Annotated in this window: 18 protein-coding genes; 6 read left to right on the forward strand and 12 right to left on the reverse strand. The window is 71.6% G+C overall.

The window, feature by feature from the left end; all coding sequences use genetic code 11:
* The first annotated feature begins 533 nt into the window (after positions 1 to 533).
* Entirely contained in the window at positions 534 to 1541 is a 1008-nt protein-coding gene (gene trpS / locus N4G66_RS15225) for a tryptophan--tRNA ligase (protein WP_261704629.1), read from the forward strand.
* Positions 1542 to 1778: 237 nt separating this feature from the next.
* Here the strand turns inward: trpS and proC are convergent, their stop codons facing one another.
* The 3 genes from proC to N4G66_RS15240 all read right to left on the reverse strand — a co-directional run bounded on the left by proC (position 1779) and on the right by N4G66_RS15240 (position 4517).
* On the reverse strand, positions 1779 to 2588 hold the full coding sequence (gene proC / locus N4G66_RS15230; RefSeq protein WP_261704630.1) for a pyrroline-5-carboxylate reductase: 810 nt from the start codon (positions 2586 to 2588) through the stop codon (positions 1779 to 1781).
* Between the two features lie 151 nt (positions 2589 to 2739).
* Positions 2740 to 3573 carry an ABC transporter permease gene (locus tag N4G66_RS15235; RefSeq protein WP_261704631.1) on the reverse strand — a complete coding sequence of 278 codons (834 nt, stop codon included), beginning with the start codon at positions 3571 to 3573 and terminating at the stop codon, positions 2740 to 2742.
* Complete coding sequence (locus N4G66_RS15240) at positions 3570 to 4517, reverse strand: ABC transporter ATP-binding protein (RefSeq protein WP_261704632.1); 948 nt, start codon at positions 4515 to 4517, stop codon at positions 3570 to 3572. The genes N4G66_RS15235 and N4G66_RS15240 overlap by 4 nt, the downstream gene beginning before the upstream one ends.
* Before the next feature lie 308 nt (positions 4518 to 4825).
* Between N4G66_RS15240 and N4G66_RS15245 the strand changes: the two genes are divergently transcribed.
* Positions 4826 to 6247, forward strand: a complete 1422-nt coding sequence (locus tag N4G66_RS15245; RefSeq protein WP_261704633.1) for a SulP family inorganic anion transporter — start codon at positions 4826 to 4828, stop codon at positions 6245 to 6247.
* Here the strand turns inward: N4G66_RS15245 and N4G66_RS15250 are convergent.
* From N4G66_RS15250 to N4G66_RS15260, 3 genes are all read right to left on the reverse strand, one after another.
* On the reverse strand, positions 6211 to 7005 hold the full coding sequence (locus N4G66_RS15250) for a class I SAM-dependent methyltransferase (RefSeq protein ID WP_261704634.1): 795 nt from the start codon (positions 7003 to 7005) through the stop codon (positions 6211 to 6213). The two genes, N4G66_RS15245 and N4G66_RS15250, sit on opposite strands and share 37 nt — an antisense overlap.
* A gap of 204 nt (positions 7006 to 7209) precedes the next feature.
* The gene (locus N4G66_RS15255; protein WP_261704635.1) at positions 7210 to 7707 is read right to left on the reverse strand and encodes an EamA/RhaT family transporter; all 498 of its coding nucleotides are present in this window, start codon (positions 7705 to 7707) and stop codon (positions 7210 to 7212) included.
* Positions 7708 to 7773: 66 nt separating this feature from the next.
* Complete coding sequence (locus N4G66_RS15260) at positions 7774 to 8085, reverse strand: hypothetical protein (protein ID WP_261704636.1); 312 nt, start codon at positions 8083 to 8085, stop codon at positions 7774 to 7776.
* Positions 8086 to 8219: 134 nt separating this feature from the next.
* Between N4G66_RS15260 and N4G66_RS15265 the strand changes: the two genes are divergently transcribed.
* On the forward strand, positions 8220 to 10412 hold the full coding sequence (locus N4G66_RS15265) for a protein kinase domain-containing protein (RefSeq protein WP_261704637.1): 2193 nt from the start codon (positions 8220 to 8222) through the stop codon (positions 10410 to 10412).
* Between the two features lie 134 nt (positions 10413 to 10546).
* On the opposite strand, the gene ilvD is transcribed toward N4G66_RS15265, so the two are convergent.
* The 4 genes from ilvD to N4G66_RS15285 all read right to left on the reverse strand — a co-directional run bounded on the left by ilvD (position 10547) and on the right by N4G66_RS15285 (position 15652).
* Complete coding sequence (gene ilvD, locus N4G66_RS15270; RefSeq protein ID WP_261704638.1) at positions 10547 to 12400, reverse strand: dihydroxy-acid dehydratase; 1854 nt, start codon at positions 12398 to 12400, stop codon at positions 10547 to 10549.
* Between the two features lie 193 nt (positions 12401 to 12593).
* Positions 12594 to 13211 carry a TetR/AcrR family transcriptional regulator gene (locus N4G66_RS15275; RefSeq protein WP_261704639.1) on the reverse strand — a complete coding sequence of 206 codons (618 nt, stop codon included), beginning with the start codon at positions 13209 to 13211 and terminating at the stop codon, positions 12594 to 12596.
* Positions 13208 to 14032, reverse strand: a complete 825-nt coding sequence (locus N4G66_RS15280) for a sugar phosphate isomerase/epimerase family protein (RefSeq protein ID WP_261704640.1) — start codon at positions 14030 to 14032, stop codon at positions 13208 to 13210. Before N4G66_RS15280 ends, N4G66_RS15275 begins: the two co-directional genes overlap by 4 nt.
* A gap of 687 nt (positions 14033 to 14719) precedes the next feature.
* Positions 14720 to 15652 carry a Ppx/GppA phosphatase family protein gene (locus N4G66_RS15285; RefSeq protein WP_261704641.1) on the reverse strand — a complete coding sequence of 311 codons (933 nt, stop codon included), beginning with the start codon at positions 15650 to 15652 and terminating at the stop codon, positions 14720 to 14722.
* A gap of 125 nt (positions 15653 to 15777) precedes the next feature.
* Here N4G66_RS15285 and N4G66_RS15290 point away from each other — a divergent pair, with 125 nt between their 5' ends.
* Positions 15778 to 16617: a hypothetical protein gene (locus N4G66_RS15290; RefSeq protein WP_261704642.1), complete on the forward strand. Its 840-nt coding sequence runs from the start codon at positions 15778 to 15780 to the stop codon at positions 16615 to 16617.
* Positions 16618 to 16872: 255 nt separating this feature from the next.
* Here the strand turns inward: N4G66_RS15290 and N4G66_RS15295 are convergent, their stop codons facing one another.
* Entirely contained in the window at positions 16873 to 18654 is a 1782-nt protein-coding gene (locus N4G66_RS15295) for a BACON domain-containing protein (RefSeq protein ID WP_261704643.1), read from the reverse strand.
* 482 nt (positions 18655 to 19136) lie between these two features.
* Between N4G66_RS15295 and radA the strand changes: the two genes are divergently transcribed.
* Positions 19137 to 20546: a DNA repair protein RadA gene (radA, locus tag N4G66_RS15300; RefSeq protein WP_261704644.1), complete on the forward strand. Its 1410-nt coding sequence runs from the start codon at positions 19137 to 19139 to the stop codon at positions 20544 to 20546.
* Between the two features lie 68 nt (positions 20547 to 20614).
* Entirely contained in the window at positions 20615 to 21739 is a 1125-nt protein-coding gene (disA, locus tag N4G66_RS15305) for a DNA integrity scanning diadenylate cyclase DisA (protein WP_261704645.1), read from the forward strand.
* A gap of 137 nt (positions 21740 to 21876) precedes the next feature.
* Here disA and N4G66_RS15310 read toward each other — a convergent pair whose 3' ends face one another.
* A complete protein-coding gene (locus N4G66_RS15310; protein WP_261704646.1) occupies positions 21877 to 22716 on the reverse strand; it encodes a hypothetical protein in 840 nt (279 codons plus the stop codon).
* Between the last annotated feature and the right edge of the window lie 180 nt (positions 22717 to 22896).

Consider the following 22896-nt stretch of genomic DNA (forward strand, 5'->3'; position numbering starts at 1 on the left):
CGCTTTCCAGGTAATCCGCTTCCGCGTTTCCCTTTCCAGCGGCTCCGACTCTACCAGATCCTTTCGGGCCTGACTCCCAGTCAGCGGGGCTTGTCTTCTCGGCTGTTGGGCCGTTCCGACGAGTGAGACATTAGCGGATTCCTGGCTCCCGAGCTAATCGGGGTGGCGCCCTTTCGAACGCGGAATCCTCATTTCGCAAACACGCATGAAAACGAGCCGACGACGAGTCGTCGATCGTTGAATGGTGGTGCGGAATGGCTGTCCGGGGACCGACCGGAGTCGACGCTCACGTCGGACAACTCGGAGAACACTACGTAGAGGTAGGAGTCGTGTCAACTCCGCTCCGGACGGGCCGCCCGAGGCGTACGGTGAGTCCATGACTACCCATACGTGCACCCAGCTGTGGTGGGCCGCCTGACGGCGGCCGTACACACGTATGTACCCAACGGCCGCCGCCCTCGGCGGCCGTTTTTGTGTCTCCCTCCTGGGGAGCCGGCCGGTGGGCGCGGCGGCCTCGACCAGGAGGTGGAGAGATGACGCGAATCTTCAGTGGGGTCAAGCCGACCGGGCATCTGACGCTGGGGAACTATCTGGGAGCCGTACGCCGCTGGGCCGCCGTCGATCAGCACCGGGCCGAAGCCCTGTTCTGCATCGTCGATCTGCACGCGCTGACCGTGGACCACGATCCGGGGCGGGTCCGCAGGCTCAGCAGGCAGGCGGCGACGCTGCTGCTGGCGTCGGGGCTCGATCCCGAGCTGTGCACCGTGTTCGTACAGAGTCATGTGGACGAACACGCTCGGCTTTCCTATCTGCTGGAGTGCGTCGCGACCGACGGGGAGATGCGGCGGATGGTCCAGTACAAGGAGAAGGCCGCGTTGGAACGGAAGCGCGGTGGGAGCGTGCGGCTGTCGTTGCTGACGTATCCCGTGCTGATGGCGGCCGACATCCTGGCGTACGGAAGCGACGAGGTGCCGGTCGGGGACGACCAGACGCAGCACGTCGAGTTGACCCGGGATCTGGCGGTGCGGTTCAACCAGCGGTACGGCCATACGTTCGTGGTGCCTCGCGCGACGCGTCCTGAGGTCGCGGCACGGGTCATGAATCTGCAGGAGCCGACGTCGAAGATGGGGAAGAGCGACGACGTAGGACCGGGCGTCGTCTATTTGCTCGACGAACCGGAAGCCGTGCGGAAGAAGATCATGCGCGCGGTGACGGACAGCGGGCAGGACGTCGAGTACGACCCGGCGGAGCGGCCCGGGGTCTCGAATCTGCTGGAGATCCTCGCGGCGTGCGAGGGAGGAAACCCGGAAGCCCTGGCCGGTGCGTACGAGTCGTACGGCGCTTTGAAGAAGGACACCGCCGAGGCCGTGGTCGAAACCCTCAGGCCCGTACAGGAAAGGCACAAGCAGTTGTGTACGGATCCTGCGTATGTGGAGGGGGTGTTGCGGGACGGTGCGGAGAAGGCCAGACAGTTGGCGCGGCCCAGGGTGGACGCGGCCTACGAGGCGATCGGTTTGCTGCCGCCCGCGGCTGCTGAGTGACTCCGGGCTCCGGGCTCCGGGCTCCGGGCTCCGGGCTCCGGGCTCCGGGCTCCGGGCTCAGGACTCAGGACTCAGGACTCAGGACTCAGGACTCAACCCCGAGGGTTGAGTCCTGAGGGCTGACTGTCGGCCTCGGCGACGAGCCGCCCCCTGCATCGGCCGGCCCTCGGCGCCGGGGGCGCCTCGGCTCGGTCCAGGGGTGGGTCGGTGCCGAGGCCTGGTCGGGGCGGGAGCGGGTCAGTTGCTGCCGGAGGCGAGTTCGCGGCTGCGGTCGCGGGCTGCTTCCAGGGCGGCGATGAGTGCCGCGCGTACACCGTGGTTCTCGAGTTCGCGGATCGCGTTGATCGTGGTGCCCGCGGGAGACGTGACGTTCTCGCGGAGCTTCACAGGGTGCTCGCCGCTGTCGCGGAGCATCACGGCGGCGCCGATCGCGGACTGGACGATCAGATCGTGCGCCTTGTCGCGGGGCAGGCCGAGCAGGATGCCCGCGTCCGTCATGGCCTCGACCAGGTAGAAGAAGTACGCCGGTCCCGAACCGGAAAGAGCGGTGCAGGCGTCCTGCTGCGACTCGGGGACGAGGAGGGTCTTGCCGACGGCGCCGAAGACCTCCTCGGCGTACGCCACGTGCTCGGCGGTGGCATGGCTGCCGGCGGAGATGACGGACATGGCCTCGTCGACGAGGGCCGGGGTGTTCGTCATGACGCGGACGACGGGAGTGCCGGCTGCCAGGCGCTCCTCGAAGAAGGAGGTCGGGATACCGGCCGCGCCGCTGATGATCAGGCGGTCGGCGGGGATGTGCGGGGCGAGTTCGTCGAGGAGGGAGCCCATGTCCTGGGGCTTGACGGTGAGAATCAGGGTGTCGGCGGTCTTCGCCGCTTCCGCGTTGCTGACCGGGGTGACGCCGTGGCGTTCCTGGAGTTCCCTGGCCCGCTCCGGTCGGCGGGCGGTGACCAGGAGATCGGTGGGGGCCCAGCCGGCTCGGATCATTCCGCTGAGCAGGGCTTCGCCGATCTTGCCGGTGCCGAGGACTGCGACTTTCTGAGGCATGGTTACGGGTGCCCTCCGAGGGTTGAGTCGTCCGCGTTCATCCTCCCACCGGGGTCATGGGGACGGGTGGGATGTCCGGTGGGCGGACGGCAGGTCGCCCCGGTCCCGGCGGGCCGGGGCGGGCGGACCGGCCCGCCCCGTCGCCGCGACCCTACGGCGTCCTGCGTCGCAGGGTCGCCGCTCCGAGTCCGAGGACCAGCAGCGCGCTCCCGGCGACGATCAGCGCGTCGCGTACGAAGGTCGCGGTCATGTCGGTGTGCTTGAGGACCTCGTTCATGGCGTCGACCGCGTACGACATGGGGAGGACGTCGGAGATGGCCTCCAGGACGGGGTGCATGTCGGAGCGCGGGGTGAACAGTCCGCAGAGGAGCAGCTGCGGGAAGATCACCGCCGGCATGAACTGGACGGCCTGGAACTCGGATGCGGCGAACGCCGACACGAAGAGGCCGAGGGCCGTTCCGAGGAGGGCGTCGAGGAGGGCGACCAGGAGAAGGAGCCAGGGGGAGCCCGTGACGTCCAGGCCGAGGAGCCAGACCGCGAGTCCGGTGGCCAGGGCCGACTGGATGATGGCGAGCGCGCCGAACGCGAGGGCGTAGCCGGCGATCAGGTCGCCCTTGCCCAGGGGCATGGCCAGGAGGCGTTCGAGGGTGCCGGAGGTGCGCTCGCGCAGGGTCGCGATCGAGGTCACCAGGAACATCGTGATCAGCGGGAAGATCCCGAGGAGGGACGCGCCGATGGAGTCGAAGGTGCGGGGGCTGCCGTCGAAGACATAGCGGAGCAGCACCAGCATCACGCAGGGGACGAGGATCATCAGCGCGATGGTCCGCGGGTCGTGCCGCAGCTGACGCAGGGCGCGGGCCGCGGTGGCCGTCGTGCGGGAGAAGTCGAGCGCGCTCGGGCGGGACGCCGGGGCCGCCTGCCCGGGGACTCCGGGGCTCACGGCTGCGGTGGGCGGAGTGGGGCTCGTGGGTGCGGTGGGACTCATCGTGCGGTCTCCTCGCGGGGGTGGGCACCGGCGGGACGGGGGTCGGTGCCGGTGGCCGGGGGCTCCGGGGACGGGACGGGGGAATCCGGGGCCGGGAGTTCGGGGGCCGCGGGGTTCCGCGGTGCGGTCGTGGTGGTCGTCGCGGGCCGGTGTGCGGCCTCGGCCGCCTCGTCCACGAGGTGCAGGAAGGCGGCTTCGACGGTGTCCGCGCCGGTCCGTTCGCGGAGGGCGTCGGGGGTGTCGTCGGCGAGGATCCCGCCCTCGCGCATCAGGAGGAGCCGGTGACAGCGCTCGGCCTCGTCCATGACGTGGGAGGAGATCAGGAGGGTCGTGCCGCGCTGCTCGGCGATGGCGTGGAAGAGGTTCCACAGGTCGCGGCGCAGGACCGGGTCGAGGCCCACGGTCGGTTCGTCGAGGACGAGGAGTTCCGGGGTTCCGAGGAGGGCGACGGCGAGGGAGACGCGGCTGCGCTGGCCGCCCGAGAGGTTGCCGGCGAGGGAGTCGGCGTGGGAGGCGAGGTCGACGTCGTCGATGACCCGGGTGACGTCGGCGTGGCGGCGCTCGGAGGCGGCCCGGCCCGGGTCGAGGATCGCGGCGAAGTAGCCGAGGTTCTGCCGGACGGTCAGGTCGTCGTAGACGGAGGGCGCCTGGGTGACGTAACCGATGCGGGAACGGAGTGCGGCGTCGCCGGCGGGGAGGCCGAGCACTTCGAGGGTGCCGCTGACTTTGGCCTGGGTACCGACGGTCGCGCGCATGAGGGTGGATTTTCCGCAGCCGGAAGGGCCGAGCAGACCGGTGATCTGGCCGCGCGGCACGGTGAAGTCCAGTCCGTGCAGGACGGAGCGGGTGCCGCGGACGACGGTGAGGCCTTCGGCGCGGACGGCGGGCGGGGAAAGGGGCACGGGTGATCCTGTGGGGTCGGGCGGACGCGGACGAATAATCATCACTCGATGAATATTCCTCTAGTGAGGTGCGCCGGTCAAGGGTCACGGCGTACCGGCCGGACGGCGGGAGCGCCGGGCGGCGCAGGCGCACGTCGGCGCAAACGGAACGGGATCGTCCGCGGTGCCGCCGAACCGCGCGCTCCCGCGTTCGCGTGACGGTGGCCCGGAGGAGCTGCGCAATCAACTGGCTTACCTGACAATGGATTTCACTGTGCGATACGGCCCCATGCCGGGTCGCCAGGTCCGCCGTGCCCTCCCCCGGCACGGCACCCACGCATCTCCCGCTGTCGACCGGAGGTGCTGTCGTGATGCGCAAAGCCGATCTGTTCGCGTCCCTCGTCGTCTTTCTGGTGGCGCTGCCCCTGTGTGTCGGGGTCGCCATAGCGTCCGGTGTGCCGGCCGAGCTGGGGCTGGTGACCGGAATCGTCGGCGGGCTGGTCGCCGGGATACTGCCCGGAAGCAGCCTGCAGGTGAGTGGGCCCGCGGCCGGGCTGACCGTGCTGGTGTACGAGGCTGTGCAGTCGTACGGGGTCCGGGCGCTGGGCGTGCTGGTGCTCGGGGCCGGGCTGGTGCAGCTCGGACTCGGGGTTCTCCGGCTCGGGCGGTGGTTCCGGGCCGTGTCCGTGGCCGTCGTGCAGGGGATGCTCGCCGGGATCGGGCTCGTGCTGATCGCGGGCCAGGTGTACGCCATGGGCGACGCCACCGCGCCTTCCGGTGGACTCGGGAAGATCGCCGGGCTCGTCCCGCTGGCCGGTGCCGCGGATCCGGTGGCGCTGGCGATCGGCGGCACCACCGTGGCCGTACTCCTGCTGTGGCCGCGTTGGCGACGGGGGGCGCGGGTGGTGCCGGCACCACTGCTGGCGGTGGCGCTCACCTCGGCCGTGACCGGGGCGTTCGATCTGGCGGTACGACGGGTCGAGGTGCGGGGGCTGTTCGACGCCGTGCGGCCGCCGTCCCTCGCAGACCTGGGCCGGCTCACGGAAGTGGGCGTGATCGGGACCGTCCTGGCGTTCGCGCTGATCGCTTCGGCGGAGTCGCTGTTCAGTGCGGCGGCGGTGGACCGGCTGCATCGGGGGCCGCGTACCGACTACGACCTGGAGCTCATCGCGCAGGGCGCCGGGAACACCGTGTGCGGGATCCTCGGGGCACTGCCGATGACCGCCGTGATCGTGCGGAGTGCGGCGAACGTGCAGGCCGGGGCGCAGACCAAGGTGTCGCGGGTGCTGCACGGGGTGTGGCTGCTGCTCTTCACGGCCGTGGTGCCCGCGGTGCTCGGGTTGATTCCGGTGGCGGCGCTCGCCGGGCTGCTGGTGCACGCGGGGTGCAAGCTCGTGCCGGTGCGGGAGGTGCGGACGCTGTGGCGTGGGCATCGCGGTGAGGTGGTCGTACTGGCGGTGACCGCGGTGGCGATCGTGTTGGGGAACCTGTTCGAGGGGGTGCTGGTCGGGCTCGCGCTCGCCGTGGGCAAGACCGCCTGGGACATCAGTCATGTGCACGTGGAGACCGAGGACCGGGGCGCCGCGGGACTGGTCGTACGGGTGCTCGGCAACGCCACGTTCCTCCGGCTGCCGAAGCTGCTGGACGCCTTGGAGGCGTTGCCGCACGACCGTGACGTACGGCTGGAGCTGGGCGGGTTGCGGCACGTCGATCACGCGTGTGCGGCGGCCCTCGACGCATGGGCCGCCGGGCGGGATCACGAACGGATCGCCACCAGCAGTTCCACGACGTAGGTCTCCTCCACGAACCCGTCCGGGAACGCCTGGAGGAGGTGGTTCCGTTCCTCGGCGAAGAACGCTCCGGTGGTCTCCTCGCCGAGGACCAGGAACTGCGAGTGGCTGCCTGTGTTGGCGAGGCGGGTGTCGACCGGGATGCGCCGGCTCCAGCGGACCTGGCGGCGGTCGAAGGAGAGACTGCCGCTGGGGTCGGCGGAGCTGAACTGGGAGGCACGAGCGGCGGCGGCGCTCTTCTCGGCCTCCTGGTCCCAGCCGAGGAAGCGCGCGGCGCGCCGGGCTGCCGCTTCGATCCACGGGACGTCGAGCGCCTCCATGTTCCACCACAGGGCCAGCGCCCCGCCGGGACGCAGCACGCGCAGCGCCTCGGGCACCGAACGGCTCGGGTCGGTCCAGTGCCACGCCTGGGCGTAGGTGAGGAAGTCCGCGGAGGCCCCGGCGAGGGGCAGTGCGTCGCCGCTGCCCCGGACGATCGGGATGCGGGGATGGACGCGACGGAACTCGGCGGCCATGCCGGGGCCGGGTTCCACGGCGAGGACATCCGCGCCGCGGGCGTGCAGGAGTCCGGTCGAGATTCCGGTGCCCGCGCCCACGTCGACGACCCTGGCACCGGCCAGCGGGCGGGCGGCGAGGGCTTCGACGGCGTCGAAGAGGGCCGGCGGATACGACGGACGGTTCGCGGCGTACTGCGCCGCGGCCGAGTTGAAGGAGTGGGCCCGGGCGGCGTGCTGGGAGGCTGCGGCGGGGGAAGGAGGCATGGGTTCATGATCGGGGGTGGTGCGGGTGCTGGGGTAGACCCTCTTGTCCCGTCTCCCCGTCCCCTCGTCTCCCCGTCTCCCCGGCCCCTCGTCCCCTCGTCCATCCCGGTTCTGGCACCGAGGGGTGTGCCCCCTGACCGAGCGTGTCCCTGACCGGGCGTGTCGCGTCGCGGGCTCATGCCCGGGTGCGGGACCCGGACGGGATCAGGAGCGGCGTCGCTTCTTCGAGGGGTTGCCGGCGCGGCGCGCGGTTCGGCGGGTGTACTGCTCCTTCGCCGCCTCGTACTCCTCGCGGTGGAGCTTCTCGCCCGGCGCCTCGGTGAGGGAGCGGAAGCAGTAGGCGAGGAGGGAGCCGACGAAACCGATGGCGAGCAGGCCACGGAGGGATGCCTGGCGGTCGGGGTCCGGGCGCTTGGTGAAGGCGTCCGAGGTGTGGCGGAACGCGAGGGCGCTGCACACCGCGAACATCACCACGACCAGCACGGTCACGGGTGTCCCCACGTCCGCGATGGCCAGGCCCTGGTAGGCGAAGCGAAGCACGAAGCAGGCGGCCACCGCGGCGGCGAGGGAGCCGACGGCCACGGCGATACGGCGACCGGTGTAGCCGCCGTCGTGTTCCACCCAGGTCGTCCCGAAGAAGCGCAGGGGCTCGGGCCGGGGCCCCGCGGGGGTGCCGGTTGCGGTGCTGGTCTCGTCGCTCACGCCACGATTATCGCTCCGGTCACGGCTCCGGCGTCCGCCGCGGGTGCCCTTGAGCCGGGGCGTCGGTCAGGAACACGCCGGGGCGACGTAGCCGTCGCTGCCCGTCTGCACGTACGCGTCCGCGACGAACTGGCCGTTGGAGATGTTGTCCCAGATCTTGCTCGTGCCGTAGGGGCCGGTGACGGACTCTCCCGGGCACTGGCAGTAGATCGGAACACGCGACCCTGCCGGCAGGGTACGGACGATGCTGAAATGGGTGCCCGGACCGCTGCGGACGTTGACGTTGTGGCCCGGTGCGAGCGGGTAGGTGCGGAGCGCCTGGGCGGTCAGCGGCTCCACGTCCGCCGCGTCCGTGACGGCAATGTCTTCCAAGGCCATGTCGATCTCCCCCGTTGATTGATTCGCGCCAGAAATTTACTGCGCGCCGAGGCTAGCAAGCCGTCGAGGTTTCGCACGAAGGATCGACTAGGCTCTGCGCGTCGCGCACGCGGTCGAACCCACGGGGGTGAGTGATGCCGCCACAGCGCAGCACCGGTACGGACTCGGAAGCGGAACATCCGCGCTATGCCGGGCAGTACCTGCTGGAGGCGAGACTCGGCTCCGGTGGCATGGGAATCGTGCATCTGGCGCGCTCCGCCTCCGGTTTGCGGCTGGCCGTCAAGGTCGTGCATGCCGAGTTCTCTCAAGACCCCGAGTTCCGGGGGCGGTTCCGCCAGGAGGTCGCGGCCGCCCGGCGGGTCAGCGGTGCCTTCACCGCACCCGTGGTGGACGCCGACCCCGGGGCCGAACACCCATGGATGGCAACCCTGTTCATCCCGGGACCGACGCTCGCCGAGCATGTGAAGCGGAACGGCGCGCTGTCCTCGGCCCGGCTGCGCCACCTGATGGCCGGGCTCGCCGAGGCGCTGCGGGACATCCACCGGGCCGGGGTCGTCCACCGCGACCTCAAGCCCAGCAACGTCCTGTTGGCGGAGGACGGGCCGAAAGTCATCGACTTCGGGATCTCGCGCCCCGCCGACAGCGAACTACGCACGGAGACCGGCAAGTTGATCGGTACTCCGCCCTTCATGGCCCCGGAACAGTTCAGCAGGCCACGGCATGTCGGGCCGGCCGCCGACGTGTTCGCCCTCGGGTCGGTGATCGTGCACGCGGCCACCGGGAGCGGGCCGTTCGACTCGGACAGCCCGTATCTCGTCGCCTATCAAGTCGTCCACGACGAACCGGACTTGACGGGCGTGCCGGAGGACCTGGTCGGCCTCGTGTCGCGCTGTCTCGCCAAGGAGCCCGAGGACCGGCCCACCCCGGACGAGCTGATGGTCGCGCTGCGCTCGGTCTCGGCCTCGTACGACACGCGGGCCTTCATACCCGAACAGCGCGCGGGCAAAGGGGAGTCGGCGCCGCCCGCGCAGGACTCGGATTCCAGGCCGAGGGTTCCGAGGCCGAGGCACGAGCGTCCGCAGGGCGCCGAAGACCGTACCCATGTGGCCGCCCGGAAGAGGGGAGGGCGGGGCCGGCGCCTGCCCGCTGTCATCGCGGTAACCGGGCTCGCCGTCGCCGGTGGTGCCGTCGGCGCCTTCGGCCTCCTCGGCGGGTCACAGAGCCCCGTAGCGGAACATCACACCGCGCGGCCGTCCAAGAGCACCTTTCAACCGTGGGAACGCGACCTGAGGGCCTCCGGCGCCGAGGCCGACGGTCAGCCGCGGTGCACGTACGCGCCTCGAGCATTGCTGTGCGTCCGGCCCGGTGTCCTGGCCACCGCGATCGACCCGGACGACGGCGAGGTGCTGTGGTCCCGGAGCGACACGGGGAACGGGAGTTCCTACTCCACCCCGGCGCCGGTCTTCTCCGGGGGGCTCCTGCTGGTCGGCAGCCGGAGCGGGAACCGGCTGACGGCCCTGGATCCCGCCACGGGCGCGACTCGCTGGACTCGCGACGTCGCCCGCTACGACGGCCGGGTCACCCACGTCGCCGGTGTCGTCCTGCTCACCGGTCCCGACTCCAAGGTCACCGCGCTGGACGCGGCCACCGGCGAGGAGAAGTGGCGTCATGCGATCCCGGGCCTTGCCGTCCCCCAGTTCCAGTCGTACGGGGACGGGCTCGTCTACGTGGTCTCGCCTCCCGCCCCGCCCGGGAGCGGGACCGGTACCCGGGTGACCGCGGTGGACCCGACGACCGGCGCCACGACCTGGCAGCGGCGCATGGACGGAGCGCTGAGCCTCGTGGCCGCCCGCGGCGGAACGGTCTGGTTCACCTCGACCACCGTGGACCAGTACACGGACTCCGTGCTGCGCTACGACGTGGCGAAGCGCAGGATCCACCGCACCACGCTGCGCATCCCGCAGGCGCAGACGCAGGTGGCCGTGCAAGGGGACACCGCGTATCTGCTGGGAAGCGACGGTTCGCTGGTCGCCGTGAACACCAGGACGTCGGAGCAGCTGTGGCGGGTGGAGACGTCCGTCAGCAGGGCATCGGCTCCCACCGTGGCCGGTCATCGTCTCTGCCTCACCGCGGCGGACGGGCGTCTCATCGCCGTCGACACCGACCGGGGCACATTGCTCGGGCAGACAAAGACACGGCTGGGCAGTGACCGGGGCTCGCTCGTCAGCGTGCTCCCGGCCCCCCTCGCCGCCGACGGCCACATCTACGCCACCGCCCCCGACGGCTCCCTCTTCGCCGTCGACACGCGGGATCCCTCGGCCTGGTGAGACGCGAAGGGGCCGCCCCGGCAGGAGCGGCCCCTTCACAGCCTCGGCCTCACGACCCTGGCAACCCTTTACGTCCCCTTGCCGCCCCTTGCCGCTCTTTGCGGCTCTTTGCGGCTCTTTGCGGCTCTTTGCGGCTAGCCCAGCTTCGAGACGTCCCGCACGGCGCCCTTGTCCGCGCTCGTCGCCATCGCGGCGTACGCGCGAAGGGCGGCCGAGACCTTGCGCTCGCGGTTCGCGGGGGCGTAGACGCCGTTCAAGGAGTCGCGGCGGTCGGCCAACTCCTCGTCGGACACGAGCAGTTCGACCGAGCGGTTCGGGATGTCGATGCGGATGCGGTCACCGTCCCGGACGAGGGCGATCGTGCCGCCGGACGCCGCCTCCGGGGACGCGTGGCCGATCGACAGGCCCGAAGTCCCGCCGGAGAAGCGGCCGTCGGTGATCAGGGCGCAGGTCTTGCCGAGGCCGCGGCCCTTGAGGAACGAGGTCGGGTAGAGCATCTCCTGCATACCGGGGCCGCCCTTGGGGCCCTCGTAGCGGATGACCACGACGTCGCCGTGCGTGATCTCCTTCTTGAGGATCTTGTCGACGGCCTCGTCCTGGGACTCGCAGACGACCGCGGGGCCCTCGAAGGTCCAGATGGACTCGTCGACGCCCGCCGTCTTCACGACGCAGCCGTCGACGGCGAGGTTGCCCTTGAGGACCGCGAGGCCGCCGTCCTTGGAGTAGGCGTGCTCGGCGGAGCGGATGCAGCCGCCCTCGGCGTCCTCGTCCAGGGCCTCCCAGCGCTCGGACTGGGAGAAGGCCTCGGAGGAGCGGACGCAGCCGGGGGCCGCGTGCCACAGCTCGATCGCCTCGGGAGAGGGGGAGCCGGCCCGCACGTCCCACGTCTTCATCCAGTCGGACAGGGATGGGCTGTGGACGGTGTGGACGTCCTCGTTGAGCAGGCCCGCGCGGTGCAGTTCGCCGAGCAGGGCGGGGATGCCGCCGGCGCGGTGCACGTCCTCCATGTAGTACGTGCGGTCCTTCGCGACGTTCGGGGCCACCTTGGCGAGGCACGGCACCCGGCGCGAGACCTCGTTGATCTCGTCCAGCCCGAAGGGGACGCCCGCCTCCTGGGCGGCGGCCAGCAGGTGCAGGATCGTGTTGGTGGAGCCGCCCATGGCGATGTCGAGGGCCATGGCGTTCTCGAAGGCCGCGTGCGTCGCGATGTTGCGGGGCAGGACCGACTCGTCGTCCTGGTCGTAGTAGCGGCGCGTGATGTCGACGACCGTGCGGGCCGCGTCCTCGTACAGGCCTTTGCGGGCGGTGTGGGTGGCGAGGACCGAGCCGTTGCCGGGCAGGCTCAGACCGATGGCCTCGGTCAGGCAGTTCATCGAGTTGGCGGTGAACATGCCGGAACAGGACCCGCAGGTCGGACAGGCGTTCTCCTCGATACGGAGGATGTCCTCGTCCGAGATCTTGTCGTTCACGGCGTCGGAGATCGCGTCGACCAGGTCGAGCGTACGGACCGTGCCGTCGACCAGGGTGGCGCGGCCGGACTCCATGGGGCCACCGGAGACGAACACCGTCGGGATGTTCAGGCGCAGGGCGGCCATGAGCATGCCGGGCGTGATCTTGTCGCAGTTCGAGATGCAGATCAGGGCGTCGGCGCAGTGCGCCTCGACCATGTACTCCACCGAGTCGGCGATCAGGTCGCGGGAGGGCAGGGAGTACAGCATGCCGCCGTGGCCCATCGCGATGCCGTCGTCGACCGCGATCGTGTTGAACTCGCGGGCGATGCCGCCGGCGGCCGTGATGGCCTCGCTGACGATCCGGCCGACGGGCTGGAGGTGGGTGTGACCAGGCACGAACTCGGTGAAGGAGTTGGCGACCGCGATGATCGGCTTCCGTCCGATGTCCGCGCCGGGTACACCGGAGGCGCGCATAAGGGCGCGTGCGCCCGCCATGTTGCGGCCGTGGGTGACTGTGCGGGACCTCAGCTCGGGCATCGTCGCTCGCTCCTTCGGGGAGGTATGAGGAGGGTTATGACTGAAGTCGAGCGTACGCCGGTGCTCCAGGATCCGGACAGGCCGTCCGTATCTCGGGACATACGTCTCGAACAGCGGCCACCTTCGCATGGCATACGCGCACGTCAGCGGCGTACTGACGGGGTGGAGCCACCTCGTCGGCGGTTCCGCTCGCTCATGGGTTCGTCAGGTGTCCCTGCACCACCGGCGCCACTTTGGCCACGATGCGCTCCAGGTCCACCGAGGCCAGCGGCTCCACCTTGATCACATGGCGGAGCATGGCGACCCCGACCAGTTGGGCCGCCGCCAGCTCCACGCGCAGCTCCGCGTCCGGGGCGTCGAGCCGGCCCGCGACGCGTCGCAGCAGCTGGGCTGCGACGAGGCGGCGGAAGACGGCGGCCGCTGTGTCGTTGTTGACCGCCGAGCGGACGATCGCCAGCAGCGGCGTACGGCTCGTGGGGTTCTCCCAGACGCCGAGGAAGAAGCGGGTGAGGCGCTCCCCGACGCCGTCGAGAGGGCCCTCGACGATCGTGTCGGGGGCGCCGAGCGCGGGGGCCATGGCTCCCTCGACGGCCGCCTCGAAGACCTGCTCCTTGGTGCCGAAGTAGTGGTGTACGAGGGCCGAGTCCACGCCGGCGGACCTGGCGATTCCGCGGATCGACGTCTTCTCGTACCCGCGCTCGGAGAACTCCTCGCGGGCCGCCTCCAGGATGCGGTCACGGGTGGCGGGGGCCGCCTCGGTCTGTGTACGGGTGGGGCGTCCCCGGCCGCGGCGCGGGGCGGCGTCCGTCATCCGCGGGGCACCTTCACGGCGGAGGCGAGGTGGAGCCGGGTGAAGGCGAGGGCCTCCGCGAGGTCGGCCTCGCGTTCGGCGCTGGACATCGCGCGGCGGGTGTTGACCTCGATGACGACATGGCCGTCGAAGCCGGAGAGCGCGAGGCGGTCCAGGAGTTCGGCGCAGGGCTGCGTGCCGCGGCCGGGGACCAGGTGCTCGTCCTTGTTGGATCCGTTGCCGTCGGCGAGGTGGACGTGTCCGAGGCGGTCGCCCATCCGGTCGATCATCTGGAGGGCGTCGGTGCGGGCGGTCGCCGTGTGGCTGAGGTCGATCGTGAAGTGCCGGTAGTCGTCCTTCGTCACGTCCCAGTCGGGGGCGTACGCGAGCATCTCGCGGTCGCGGTAGCGCCACGGGTACATGTTCTCGACGGCGAACCGCACGTCCGTCTCGTCGGCCATGCGCCAGATCCCGGTGACGAAGTCACGGGAGTACTGGCGCTGCCAGCGGAACGGGGGGTGGACCACGACGGTGCTCGCGCCGAGCTTCTCGGCGGCCGCCTTCGCGCGCTGGAGCTTGGTCCACGGGTCGGTGGACCAGACCCGCTGGGTGATCAGCAGGCAGGGTGCGTGGACGGCGAGGATCGGCATCCGGTGGTAGTCGCTGAGGCGGCGCAGCGCGTCGATGTCCTGGCTGACGGGGTCGGTCCACACCATGACCTCGACGCCGTCGTAGCCGAGGCGCGCGGCGATCTCGAAGGCCGTCGCCGTCGACTCCGGGTACACGGACGCCGTGGACAGCGCGACCTTCGCATCCGGGATCCGCACGACTGGTTCTGCCACGAGGGACAGCGTACGGGGTGCCTCCGGCGGTTGGGCGAGGGGCGGCGAGCTTGGCCGGGAGGCTCCTGTGGGCCCCCGGCGGGGGTGGGTTGGGCTCCGGGCCGGGGCCGGACGAACCCTCCGGGCGGGGGAGGACGGGCCTCCGACCTGGGGGTGGACCGGCCTTCGGCCCGGGGTGCGGCGGCCATCGCTCCGAAGGGGGCGGGGCCCTGCCGGGATGCTCCGGCGACCGGCGCGACGGCCCCGCGCCGACGTGCCCACGTGATCGACGCCACGCACCCACGGCGTCCTCACCCCGCCGATGCCACGGACCGCGGGGTCATCACCCGGCCGACGCAACGCACCCACGGGTGCTCACCCGGCCGACGCCACGGACCCGCGCCGGGGTGTCCCTTCGCCGGCGGGTCGGGTGCCCACTCGCCGTGAGGGAGAGGTCCGTCGCGCGGCCGATCGCCACAAGGGGACGGTCCCGCCGTTCCCCGCGCCCCCTTTGCGGGGCGCCAGAGGCCGCCCGTCACCCGTCACCGGCGGTCGGGTGCCCACTCGCCGTGGGAGAGAGCGCCGTCGCGCGGCCGGTCGCCGCCCAGGGCCGGTCCCGCTGTTCCCTGCGCCCCCATGGAGGCGCCGCCCCCGGGGCCGGTTACCCCTCACCGGCGGGTCGGGGGTTCCGGTGGGCGCCGTTCCGTATTACTCCGAGGCCATCTGGTCCAGGCGGCGCAGGATGACGCCTTCGCGCAGGGCCCAGGGGCAGATCTCCAGGGTCTCCACGCCGAAGAGGTCCATGGCGGCCTCGGCGACCAGGGCGCCGGCGAGGAGCTGGCCGGAGCGGCCCGGGGAGACGCCCGGGAGCTCGGCCCGTTCGTCCGCCGTCATGGACGTGAGGCGGGGGACCCAGTCCTCCAGGGAGCGGCGCTTGAGCTCGCGCTGGACGTACAGGCCGTCGGTGGAGCGTGCGGCGCCGGCGATCCGGGCGAGCTGCTTGAACGTCTTGGACGTGGCGACCACGTGATCCGGGGCGCCGAAACGGCTGAACTCTCCGACCGTCCGGGCGATCTGGGCCCGTACATGCCGGCGCAGCGCCCGCACGTCCGCCGGGTCCGCCGGGTCGGTGGGCAGCCAGCCCGCGGTCAGCCGGCCGGCGCCGAGCGGCAGCGACGCCGCCGCGTCCGGTTCCTCGTCCATGCCGTACGCGATCTCCAGGGAGCCGCCGCCGATGTCGAGGACGAGGAGCTTGCCCGCCGACCAGCCGAACCAGCGGCGGGCCGCCAGAAAGGTGAGCCGGGCCTCCTCCGCGCCGGTGAGGACCTGCAGCTCGACATCGGTCTCGGCCTGCACCCGGGCGAGAACCTCGTCGGCGTTGCCGGCCTCGCGAACGGCCGACGTCGCGAACGGCAACAGGGCCTCGACACCCTTGTCCTCGGCGGCCTCCAGGGCCTCCTGGACGGTCTCGATCAGCTTGTCGACGCCTTCGGGGCCGATCGCCCCGCTCTCGTCGAGCAGTTGGGCAAGCCGCAAATCGGCCTTGTGCGAGTGGGCGGGCAGCGGCCGGGCGCCGGGGTGGGCGTCCACCACCAGCAGATGCACCGTGTTCGATCCCACGTCGAGGACACCGAGTCTCATGGACGGAACGCTACTGCCCACACGGCGGTTCACGAGGGGTGGGGCGAAAGCCCACGTCGAACGGTGATCTCCGGGCGGTCGCCGGGGCGTCCCCGGAGCGGGCGGAAGCGACTTACCCTGGACCCGTGCCAAAGACGAAAAAGGCGAAGTCCGACAAATCAGCCACGAGCTCCCCGCAGGCGAAGGCCACCAAGCCCAAGAAGTCCGTGAAGAAGAGCGACGAGAAGGGGCTCGACTTCGCTCGCGCATGGGTGGAGTTCCCTGATCCGGCCGATGACGAGCAGGTCTTCCGGTGCGATCTGACCTGGCTGACCTCCCGCTGGAACTGCATCTTCGGGAGCGGCTGCCAGGGCATCCAGGCAGGTCGCGCCGACGACGGCTGCTGCACGCTGGGGGCCCACTTCTCCGACGAGGACGACGAGAAGCGGGTGGCCGGGCACGTGGCCCGGCTCACGCCGGAGATCTGGCAGAACCATGACGTGGGCGTGGAGACGGGCTGGGTGTCCAAGGACGAGGACGGCGACCGCCAGACCCGCCCGTACGAGGGCTCCTGCATCTTCCAGAACCGTCCCGGCTTCGCCGGTGGCGCGGGCTGCTCGCTGCACATCCTGGCCGTCAAGGAGGGGCGCGAGCCGCTGGAGACCAAGCCGGACGTCTGCTGGCAGCTGCCCGTGCGTCGCACGTACGAGTGGATCGACCGGCCCGACGACACCCGGGTGCTCCAGGTCTCCATCGGCGAGTACGACCGGCGCGGCTGGGGACCGGGCGGCCACGACCTGCACTGGTGGTGCACGTCGGCGACCTCGGCACACGGCGCCGGCGACCCGGTGTACGTCTCGTACCGTCCGGAGCTGATCGAGCTGATGGGCAAGGCGGGATATGACCGCCTGGTCCAGCTGTGCGAGGAGCGGCTGGCCTCGCAGCTGCCGCTGCTGGCACCGCATCCCGCGGACCCGGTGGACTGAGTCCGCGTCCGCGCGATGCGTAGACCGCTCGCCGGCCGAGCGGTACGTGGACCGCGCCCGGTCGGCGTGCGACCGGTGACTCGGGTGCGACGACGCGTCCGGGCCGTACGGCCGGTGGCCGGGGTCCTACGACGCCTCCAGGCCGTCCGGCCGGTGGCAGGGGTCCCGCGACGCGCCCGAGACATACGGCCGGTGGCCGGAGTCTTACAACGCCTCCGGGCCATCCGGCCGGGCCATCCGGCCTGTGGCAGGGTCCTACGACGCGTCCGGGTCACCGCTGTCGTCCGGTGTCGGTGACGAGTCGCCCGGGTCCGGGGAGGACGAGTCGGTGACCGTCGGCGTAGGCGTCGGGTCGGTCGGGGACGGGTCCGGGCTGGTCGGGGTCGCGGTCGGGGTGGGGCCCGGTCCTGAGGGGCTCGGGCTGCTCGCGGCGGGGTCGGGGTGGGACGAGCCCGCCTTCCCGTACCCGGCGATGGTGACCACCGCACCCGCCGGGGCGATCGCCACCCGCCCGGTCCAGTGGCCCGCCGGCTCGCGAAGGTGATCGACGTACACCTTGATCGTCAACGACCCGCCCGGTTCGAGCGTTCCCGAGGACTGGCTGAGGTAGAGCCAGGACACGCCGGTGCGCGCGGACCAGTGGACCGGTGAACTGCCGGACGCGGTCAGCGTGACCAGGGTCGTGTCGCCACTGCTTCCGGCGGCCACCGACAGGTGCCCCGGAGTGCTTCCGCGGGCGCTGACGACCTCCACGGACACATCCGGCGAGCCGCTGCCCTTGGAGAAGTGGGAGCCGGGTCCCGCGCTGGCGTTTCCGGCGTTCTCGTAGCCGCCCGCCTGTCCGCCGTCCAGACCCTCGGGGTCCTGTGCCTCGCTCGTGCTGGCCGGGCGGCCGTCCACGCCCTCGCCGGTCAGGGGTGCGCCCCGGTACGCCGCCCAGAGGGCGAGCACGGGCGCGGCGACGACCGTGGCGACGATCGTCGTCGTGACGGCACGCGCGCGAAGACGGTCCCTTCGGGCGGCGTGGTCCTTGGGGTCCATCGGAAAGCCCCGCCGGTCGAAGCGCGGAGCGCTGCCCCGCGCGCGTGGGGCGTGTGCCATCGCGACGCGCAGGGCCGCGTGCGGGGCCTGCAGCACGGGAAGCGCCGCGGGCGTGACGCTGGTGCCGGGCCAGGCGCCGGCGACCGCGCGCTCGGCGGTGCGGCGGCAGCGGGGGCAGTCGTCGACGTGCCGGACCAGCTCGCTGCGCAGGGTGGTGCTCAGCACGAGCCGGCTGTCGCCGGTGAGCCGGGCGACGCTGGGGCAGACGCGGGTCTCCACGACGGCGAGGGCCGCGCGGGTGCGTTCGACCTCGCAGGCGGCGGAGGCGAGCAGCTCGCGCGCCGCGGCGAGGTCCATGCCGAGGACGGCGGCGACCTCGTGGGCGGCGAGCTGGTGGCGCACGGCGAGTTCGAGCGCCTCGCGCTGCTCCGGGGTGGTTCCGGCGGCCTCCGGCCAGGCCAGCAGGGCGAGTTCGCGCCGACGGTCGTCCTGGACCTCCTGGGGCACCGGAACGGCGCTCAGCGCCTCGGCCGCGCGCCGGTCGGCGGCGGCCTTGTGCGCCCTCTTGAGGGCGGCCTCTTCACGGGGGCCCTTGGAGACACCCTGAGGGTCGCTCCCGTGGGGTGCATGCCGCCCTGAGGCGTGCGCCGCCTGCCGCTTGCGCCGCGCTTCGGTGAGCTTGCGCAGGCAGGACCAGCGGGCGAGCGCGTAGAGCCAGGCCCTGCGGTCGCCGGCGGACTCTGGGCCGCGCGGGCCGCGCCGCTCGGCCAGCGCGAGGGCGTCCCCCAGGGCGGCGGTGGCCGCGTCGTGGTCGCACAGCACGGACAGGCAGTAGGTGAACAGGCCGTCCAGATAGGGCTCGTAACGCGCGGGGGGACGCTGGATCAGGGTGCGAGGGGTCGCGCCACGGGGCGCGCCCGCCCGCTTGCGCGCGGCTCCGTGCGCCCGGTGTGCGCCGGTGGTGTGCGTTGAGGTCTCCGGACTGCTGCTCATCACCCGTGCGACCGTAGGTGCCCGGAGGCAGGCCCTTCCTCCCCCTTGAGCACATTTAATCCGTACGGGTGAAACGATCCCTCATAAGGGGACAGGAACCCCCGACCCCTGGCCTGGGCCGTCACCGGTGGCTATGGCAGTCCATGGCAGATGGGGCCGCGGGGGCTCCGCGCAGGGCCCGATCGCGCGGGGGTGGGAACGGGGCACGGGGGCTCGCGCCACGGGCCCGGAGGTCCGGAGACCCGGGTCACAGCGGCTCTGGGCACGGGTCACAGCGGCTCTGGGCACGAGTCACGGCGGCTCGGGACATGGGTCACGGCGGCTCGGAGCACGGGTCACAACAGCTCTGGACGCGGGTCACAACAGCTCTGGGCGCAGGTCACAGCGGCTCGGGGCGCGGTGGATCAAGGTGGGGCGCGGGCGGATCAGGGCGGGTCCGCACCGGCGCGTGCCGGGCTGTCAGTGGCTGCGGCTACGGTTCGGTCATGGCTGCCCGTACGAAAACCGCGAAGGACCGGCCGTCCTACCGCTGCACCGAGTGCGGCTGGCAGACGGCCAAGTGGCTCGGCCGCTGCCCCGAATGCCAGGCATGGGGGACGGTCGAGGAGTACGGCACGCCCGCTGTCCGCACGACAGCCCCGGGACGGGTCACCACGTCCGCGGTGCCCATCGGACAGGTCGACGGCCGTCAGGCCACCGCCCGCAGCACCGGCGTGCCCGAGCTGGACCGTGTCCTCGGCGGGGGGCTCGTGCCCGGGGCGGTCGTCCTGGTCGCGGGTGAGCCGGGCGTCGGCAAGTCAACCCTCCTGCTGGACGTGGCGGCCAAGTCCGCGAGCGACGAACACCGCACCCTGTATGTGACGGGCGAGGAGTCGGCCAGCCAGGTGCGGCTCCGCGCGGACCGCATCAAGGCGATCGACGACCATCTCTATCTCGCCGCGGAGACAGACCTGTCGGCCGTCCTCGGCCACTTGGACGCGGTGAAGCCGTCCCTGCTCATCCTGGACTCCGTCCAGACCATCGCCTCCCCGGAGATCGACGGCGCGCCCGGCGGCATGGCCCAGGTCCGGGAGGTCGCGGGTGCGCTCATCCGCGCCTCCAAGGAGCGCGGCATGTCCACCCTGCTTGTGGGCCATGTCACCAAGGACGGCGCGATCGCCGGACCCCGGCTGCTCGAACACCTCGTGGACGTCGTTCTGTCGTTCGAGGGCGACCGGCACGCGCGCCTGAGGCTGGTCCGAGGGGTCAAGAACCGCTACGGCACGACGGACGAGGTCGGCTGCTTCGAGCTGCACGACGAGGGCATCACCGGCCTCACCGACCCGTCGGGTCTCTTCCTGACGCGCCGCGCCGAGCCCGTCCCCGGCACCTGTCTGACCGTCACTCTGGAGGGCCGCCGCCCGCTGGTCGCCGAAGTGCAGGCGCTCACCGTGGACTCCCAGATCCCCTCCCCGCGCCGTACGACATCCGGTCTGGAGACCTCCCGCGTCTCGATGATGCTCGCCGTCCTGGAGCAGCGCGGCCGGATCAGCGCTCTCGGGAAGAGGGACATCTACTCGGCGACGGTCGGCGGTGTGAAGCTCTCCGAGCCCGCCGCGGACCTCGCCATCGCGCTCGCCCTGGCGTCCGCGGCGAGTGACACCCCGCTGCCCAAGAACCTCGTGGCGATCGGCGAAGTGGGGCTCGCGGGCGAGGTCAGACGGGTCACGGGTGTCCAGCGCAGGCTGTCCGAGGCACACCGTCTGGGCTTCACCCACGCTCTCGTACCGACCGATCCGGGCAAGATCCCGGACGGCATGAAGGTCCTGGAAGTGGCGGACATCGGCGCGGCGCTGAGCGTCCTTCCGCGCTCGCGTCGCAGAGAGGCCCCACGGGACGAGGAACAGCGCCGGTAGACTTTGCCCTGGTCTCGCCCGTCCGTACGAACCGAGGGCGGCCGGAAACCTTCGACCGGAGGAGTGCAGTGGCAGCCAACGACCGGGCAGCAGCTCCCGGAAAGTCCGGTGGGAGCTCCGGTGCCGATGGCCTGATGCGCGCCGCACTGAGCGCCGTGGCACCTGGCACGGCCCTGCGCGACGGGCTTGAACGGATCCTCCGCGGCAACACGGGCGGACTCATCGTGCTCGGCTCCGACAAGACCGTCGAAGCGATGTGTACGGGCGGATTCGTCCTGGATGTGGAGTTCACCGCGACCCGCCTGCGTGAACTGTGCAAGCTCGACGGCGGCATCGTGCTCGACAAGGACATCACCAAAATCCTCCGGGCGGGCGTGCAGCTGGTGCCCGACCCGACGATCCCGACGGAGGAGACGGGCACGCGGCACCGCACCGCGGACCGGGTGAGCAAACAGGTCGGCTACCCCATCGTCTCGGTCTCCCAGTCGATGCGCCTGATCGCCCTGTACGTCGACGGTCAGCGCCGCGTCCTGGAGGACTCCGCCGCGATCCTCTCCCGCGCCAACCAGGCCCTCGCCACCCTGGAGCGGTACAAGCTCCGCCTGGACGAGGTCGCGGGAACGCTGTCGGCGCTGGAGATCGAGGACCTCGTCACCGTCCGGGACGTCTCCGCGGTCGCCCAGCGCCTGGAGATGGTGCGCCGCATCGCCACCGAGATCGCCGAGTACGTCGTCGAACTGGGCACGGACGGGCGGCTGTTGACCCTTCAGCTCGATGAGTTGATCGCCGGCGTCGAGCCCGATCGCGAGCTGGTCGTACGGGACTACGTGCCCGAGCCGACCGCCAAGCGTTCCCGCACGGTCGACGAGGCGCTGTCCGAGCTGGACGCGCTCGCCCACGCCGAGCTGCTCGAACTCTCCACGGTGGCAAAGGCGTTGGGCTACACCGGCTCTCCCGAGGCGCTCGACTCCGCGGTCTCCCCGCGCGGCTTCCGTCTCCTGGCCAAGGTGCCGCGCCTGCCCGGCGCGATCATCGACCGGCTCGTGGAGCACTTCGGCGGGCTCCAGAAGCTGCTCGCCGCGAGCGTGGACGACCTCCAGACGGTCGACGGCGTGGGCGAGGCACGGGCGCGCAGCGTCCGCGAGGGGCTGTCCCGGCTGGCGGAGTCGTCGATCCTGGAGCGCTACGTCTAGGAGTCCGCGTCGGTCGAGGCCCCCTTTTCAGGCCCCACCGGTCGAGGCGCCCGGATTCAGGCCCCCATCGGTCGAGACCCGGTGCACGTCTCACCGGTCGAGGCACCCCCGGATCGGGCCCGGCTGGCCGAGGGTCCTCAGTCCTTGGACAGGACGAACGACGCCTGGGCCTTCGTCAGGCCCGGGGCCTTCGCCTCGACCAGGTAGGTGCCGGCGGAGGCCGAACCCGAAGGGGGCGTCGCGCACGCCGGGGCGCCGGGCTTGCGGTCCCACTTCACCGTGTAGACGACCTGGCTGCCCGCCGGTACGCGGTAGAGGACACCCGCGGCGTCCTTCGGGCAGTCGTCCGAGGCCCAGATGTCGTTGTCGCTGCCCGCCTGAGTGATCGTCAGAACCGTGTTCTTCGGGCCGAGATCGACCTTGCAGTCACTGCCCGAGGTGTTCTTGGCGATGAGCTCGATCGCGGGCTGCTCGCCGGGGGCGTATGTGTTCTGCACGCTCTTGAGCGTCAACTTCACATTGTTCGTAGTGCAGTTGGGAAGAGTGGAGCCGGCCGGGAGCTGATCGGCCGATCCTCCGCCGTTCTTGGCCCCGTCGCCGGAGCCGCCGCCGGTGCTGGTGCCGGAGCCCGTGGAGCCGTCGCCGGAACCGTCCCCGGAACCGCCGCCGGACCCCCCGCCACTGTCGCTCCCGCTCCCGTCGGTGTCGCCGCCGCTGTCACCCCCGCCGCTCGACTCGTCGCGGCCGCCCGGGTGTTGGCTGATCGCGGGACCCGAACCGGATGGGCCGGGCGTGATCGAGGTCGCGGGGTTCTTGCCGTTCGCCCCGCCGGCACCGTTGTTGCCGCCCCCGCCGCCGGTGCCGACCACCCAGACGGTGAGTAGCGCCAACAGCCCTACTACGGACAGCAGAACGGCCCTCCGACGCCAGTAAATGGTGGAGGGGAGCGGCCCGACCGGATTGCGCAGAGATCCCACGGCGCAAACTGTACGAGAGATCGGCCGCGCCGCTCGCCCCACCCGCCGCCCCGGTACCAACTTTTCCGGATCATCATCCCGGCGGGGCACCCTTCCCGGCGCCGCGACGGCCGCCGGGTGCGGTCTTTCACCACCGCCCGCCCCCGGCGTCGTCCCCGCATCCTCGCCGCCGCATGGCAG

It is taken from the genome of Streptomyces rhizosphaerihabitans (assembly GCF_025399795.1).
Taxonomy (GTDB): domain Bacteria; phylum Actinomycetota; class Actinomycetes; order Streptomycetales; family Streptomycetaceae; genus Streptomyces; species Streptomyces rhizosphaerihabitans.

Bases quoted from the DNA above. Each gene is read 5' to 3' on its own strand.
- N4G66_RS15250 (WP_261704634.1), bottom strand. From the start codon at position 7,005: ATGCCTCCTTCCCCCGCCGCAGCCTCCCAGCACGCCGCCCGGGCCCAC.
- N4G66_RS15240 (WP_261704632.1), bottom strand. From the start codon at position 4,517: ATGATTATTCGTCCGCGTCCGCCCGACCCCACAGGATCACCCGTGCCC.
- N4G66_RS15260 (WP_261704636.1), bottom strand. From the start codon at position 8,085: ATGGCCTTGGAAGACATTGCCGTCACGGACGCGGCGGACGTGGAGCCG.
- ilvD (WP_261704638.1), bottom strand. From the start codon at position 12,400: ATGCCCGAGCTGAGGTCCCGCACAGTCACCCACGGCCGCAACATGGCG.
- N4G66_RS15265 (WP_261704637.1), top strand. From the start codon at position 8,220: ATGCCGCCACAGCGCAGCACCGGTACGGACTCGGAAGCGGAACATCCG.
- N4G66_RS15275 (WP_261704639.1), bottom strand. From the start codon at position 13,211: ATGACGGACGCCGCCCCGCGCCGCGGCCGGGGACGCCCCACCCGTACA.
- N4G66_RS15285 (WP_261704641.1), bottom strand. From the start codon at position 15,652: ATGAGACTCGGTGTCCTCGACGTGGGATCGAACACGGTGCATCTGCTG.
- radA (WP_261704644.1), top strand. From the start codon at position 19,137: ATGGCTGCCCGTACGAAAACCGCGAAGGACCGGCCGTCCTACCGCTGC.
- trpS (WP_261704629.1), top strand. From the start codon at position 534: ATGACGCGAATCTTCAGTGGGGTCAAGCCGACCGGGCATCTGACGCTG.
- proC (WP_261704630.1), bottom strand. From the start codon at position 2,588: ATGCCTCAGAAAGTCGCAGTCCTCGGCACCGGCAAGATCGGCGAAGCC.
- N4G66_RS15245 (WP_261704633.1), top strand. From the start codon at position 4,826: ATGCGCAAAGCCGATCTGTTCGCGTCCCTCGTCGTCTTTCTGGTGGCG.
- N4G66_RS15235 (WP_261704631.1), bottom strand. From the start codon at position 3,573: ATGAGTCCCACCGCACCCACGAGCCCCACTCCGCCCACCGCAGCCGTG.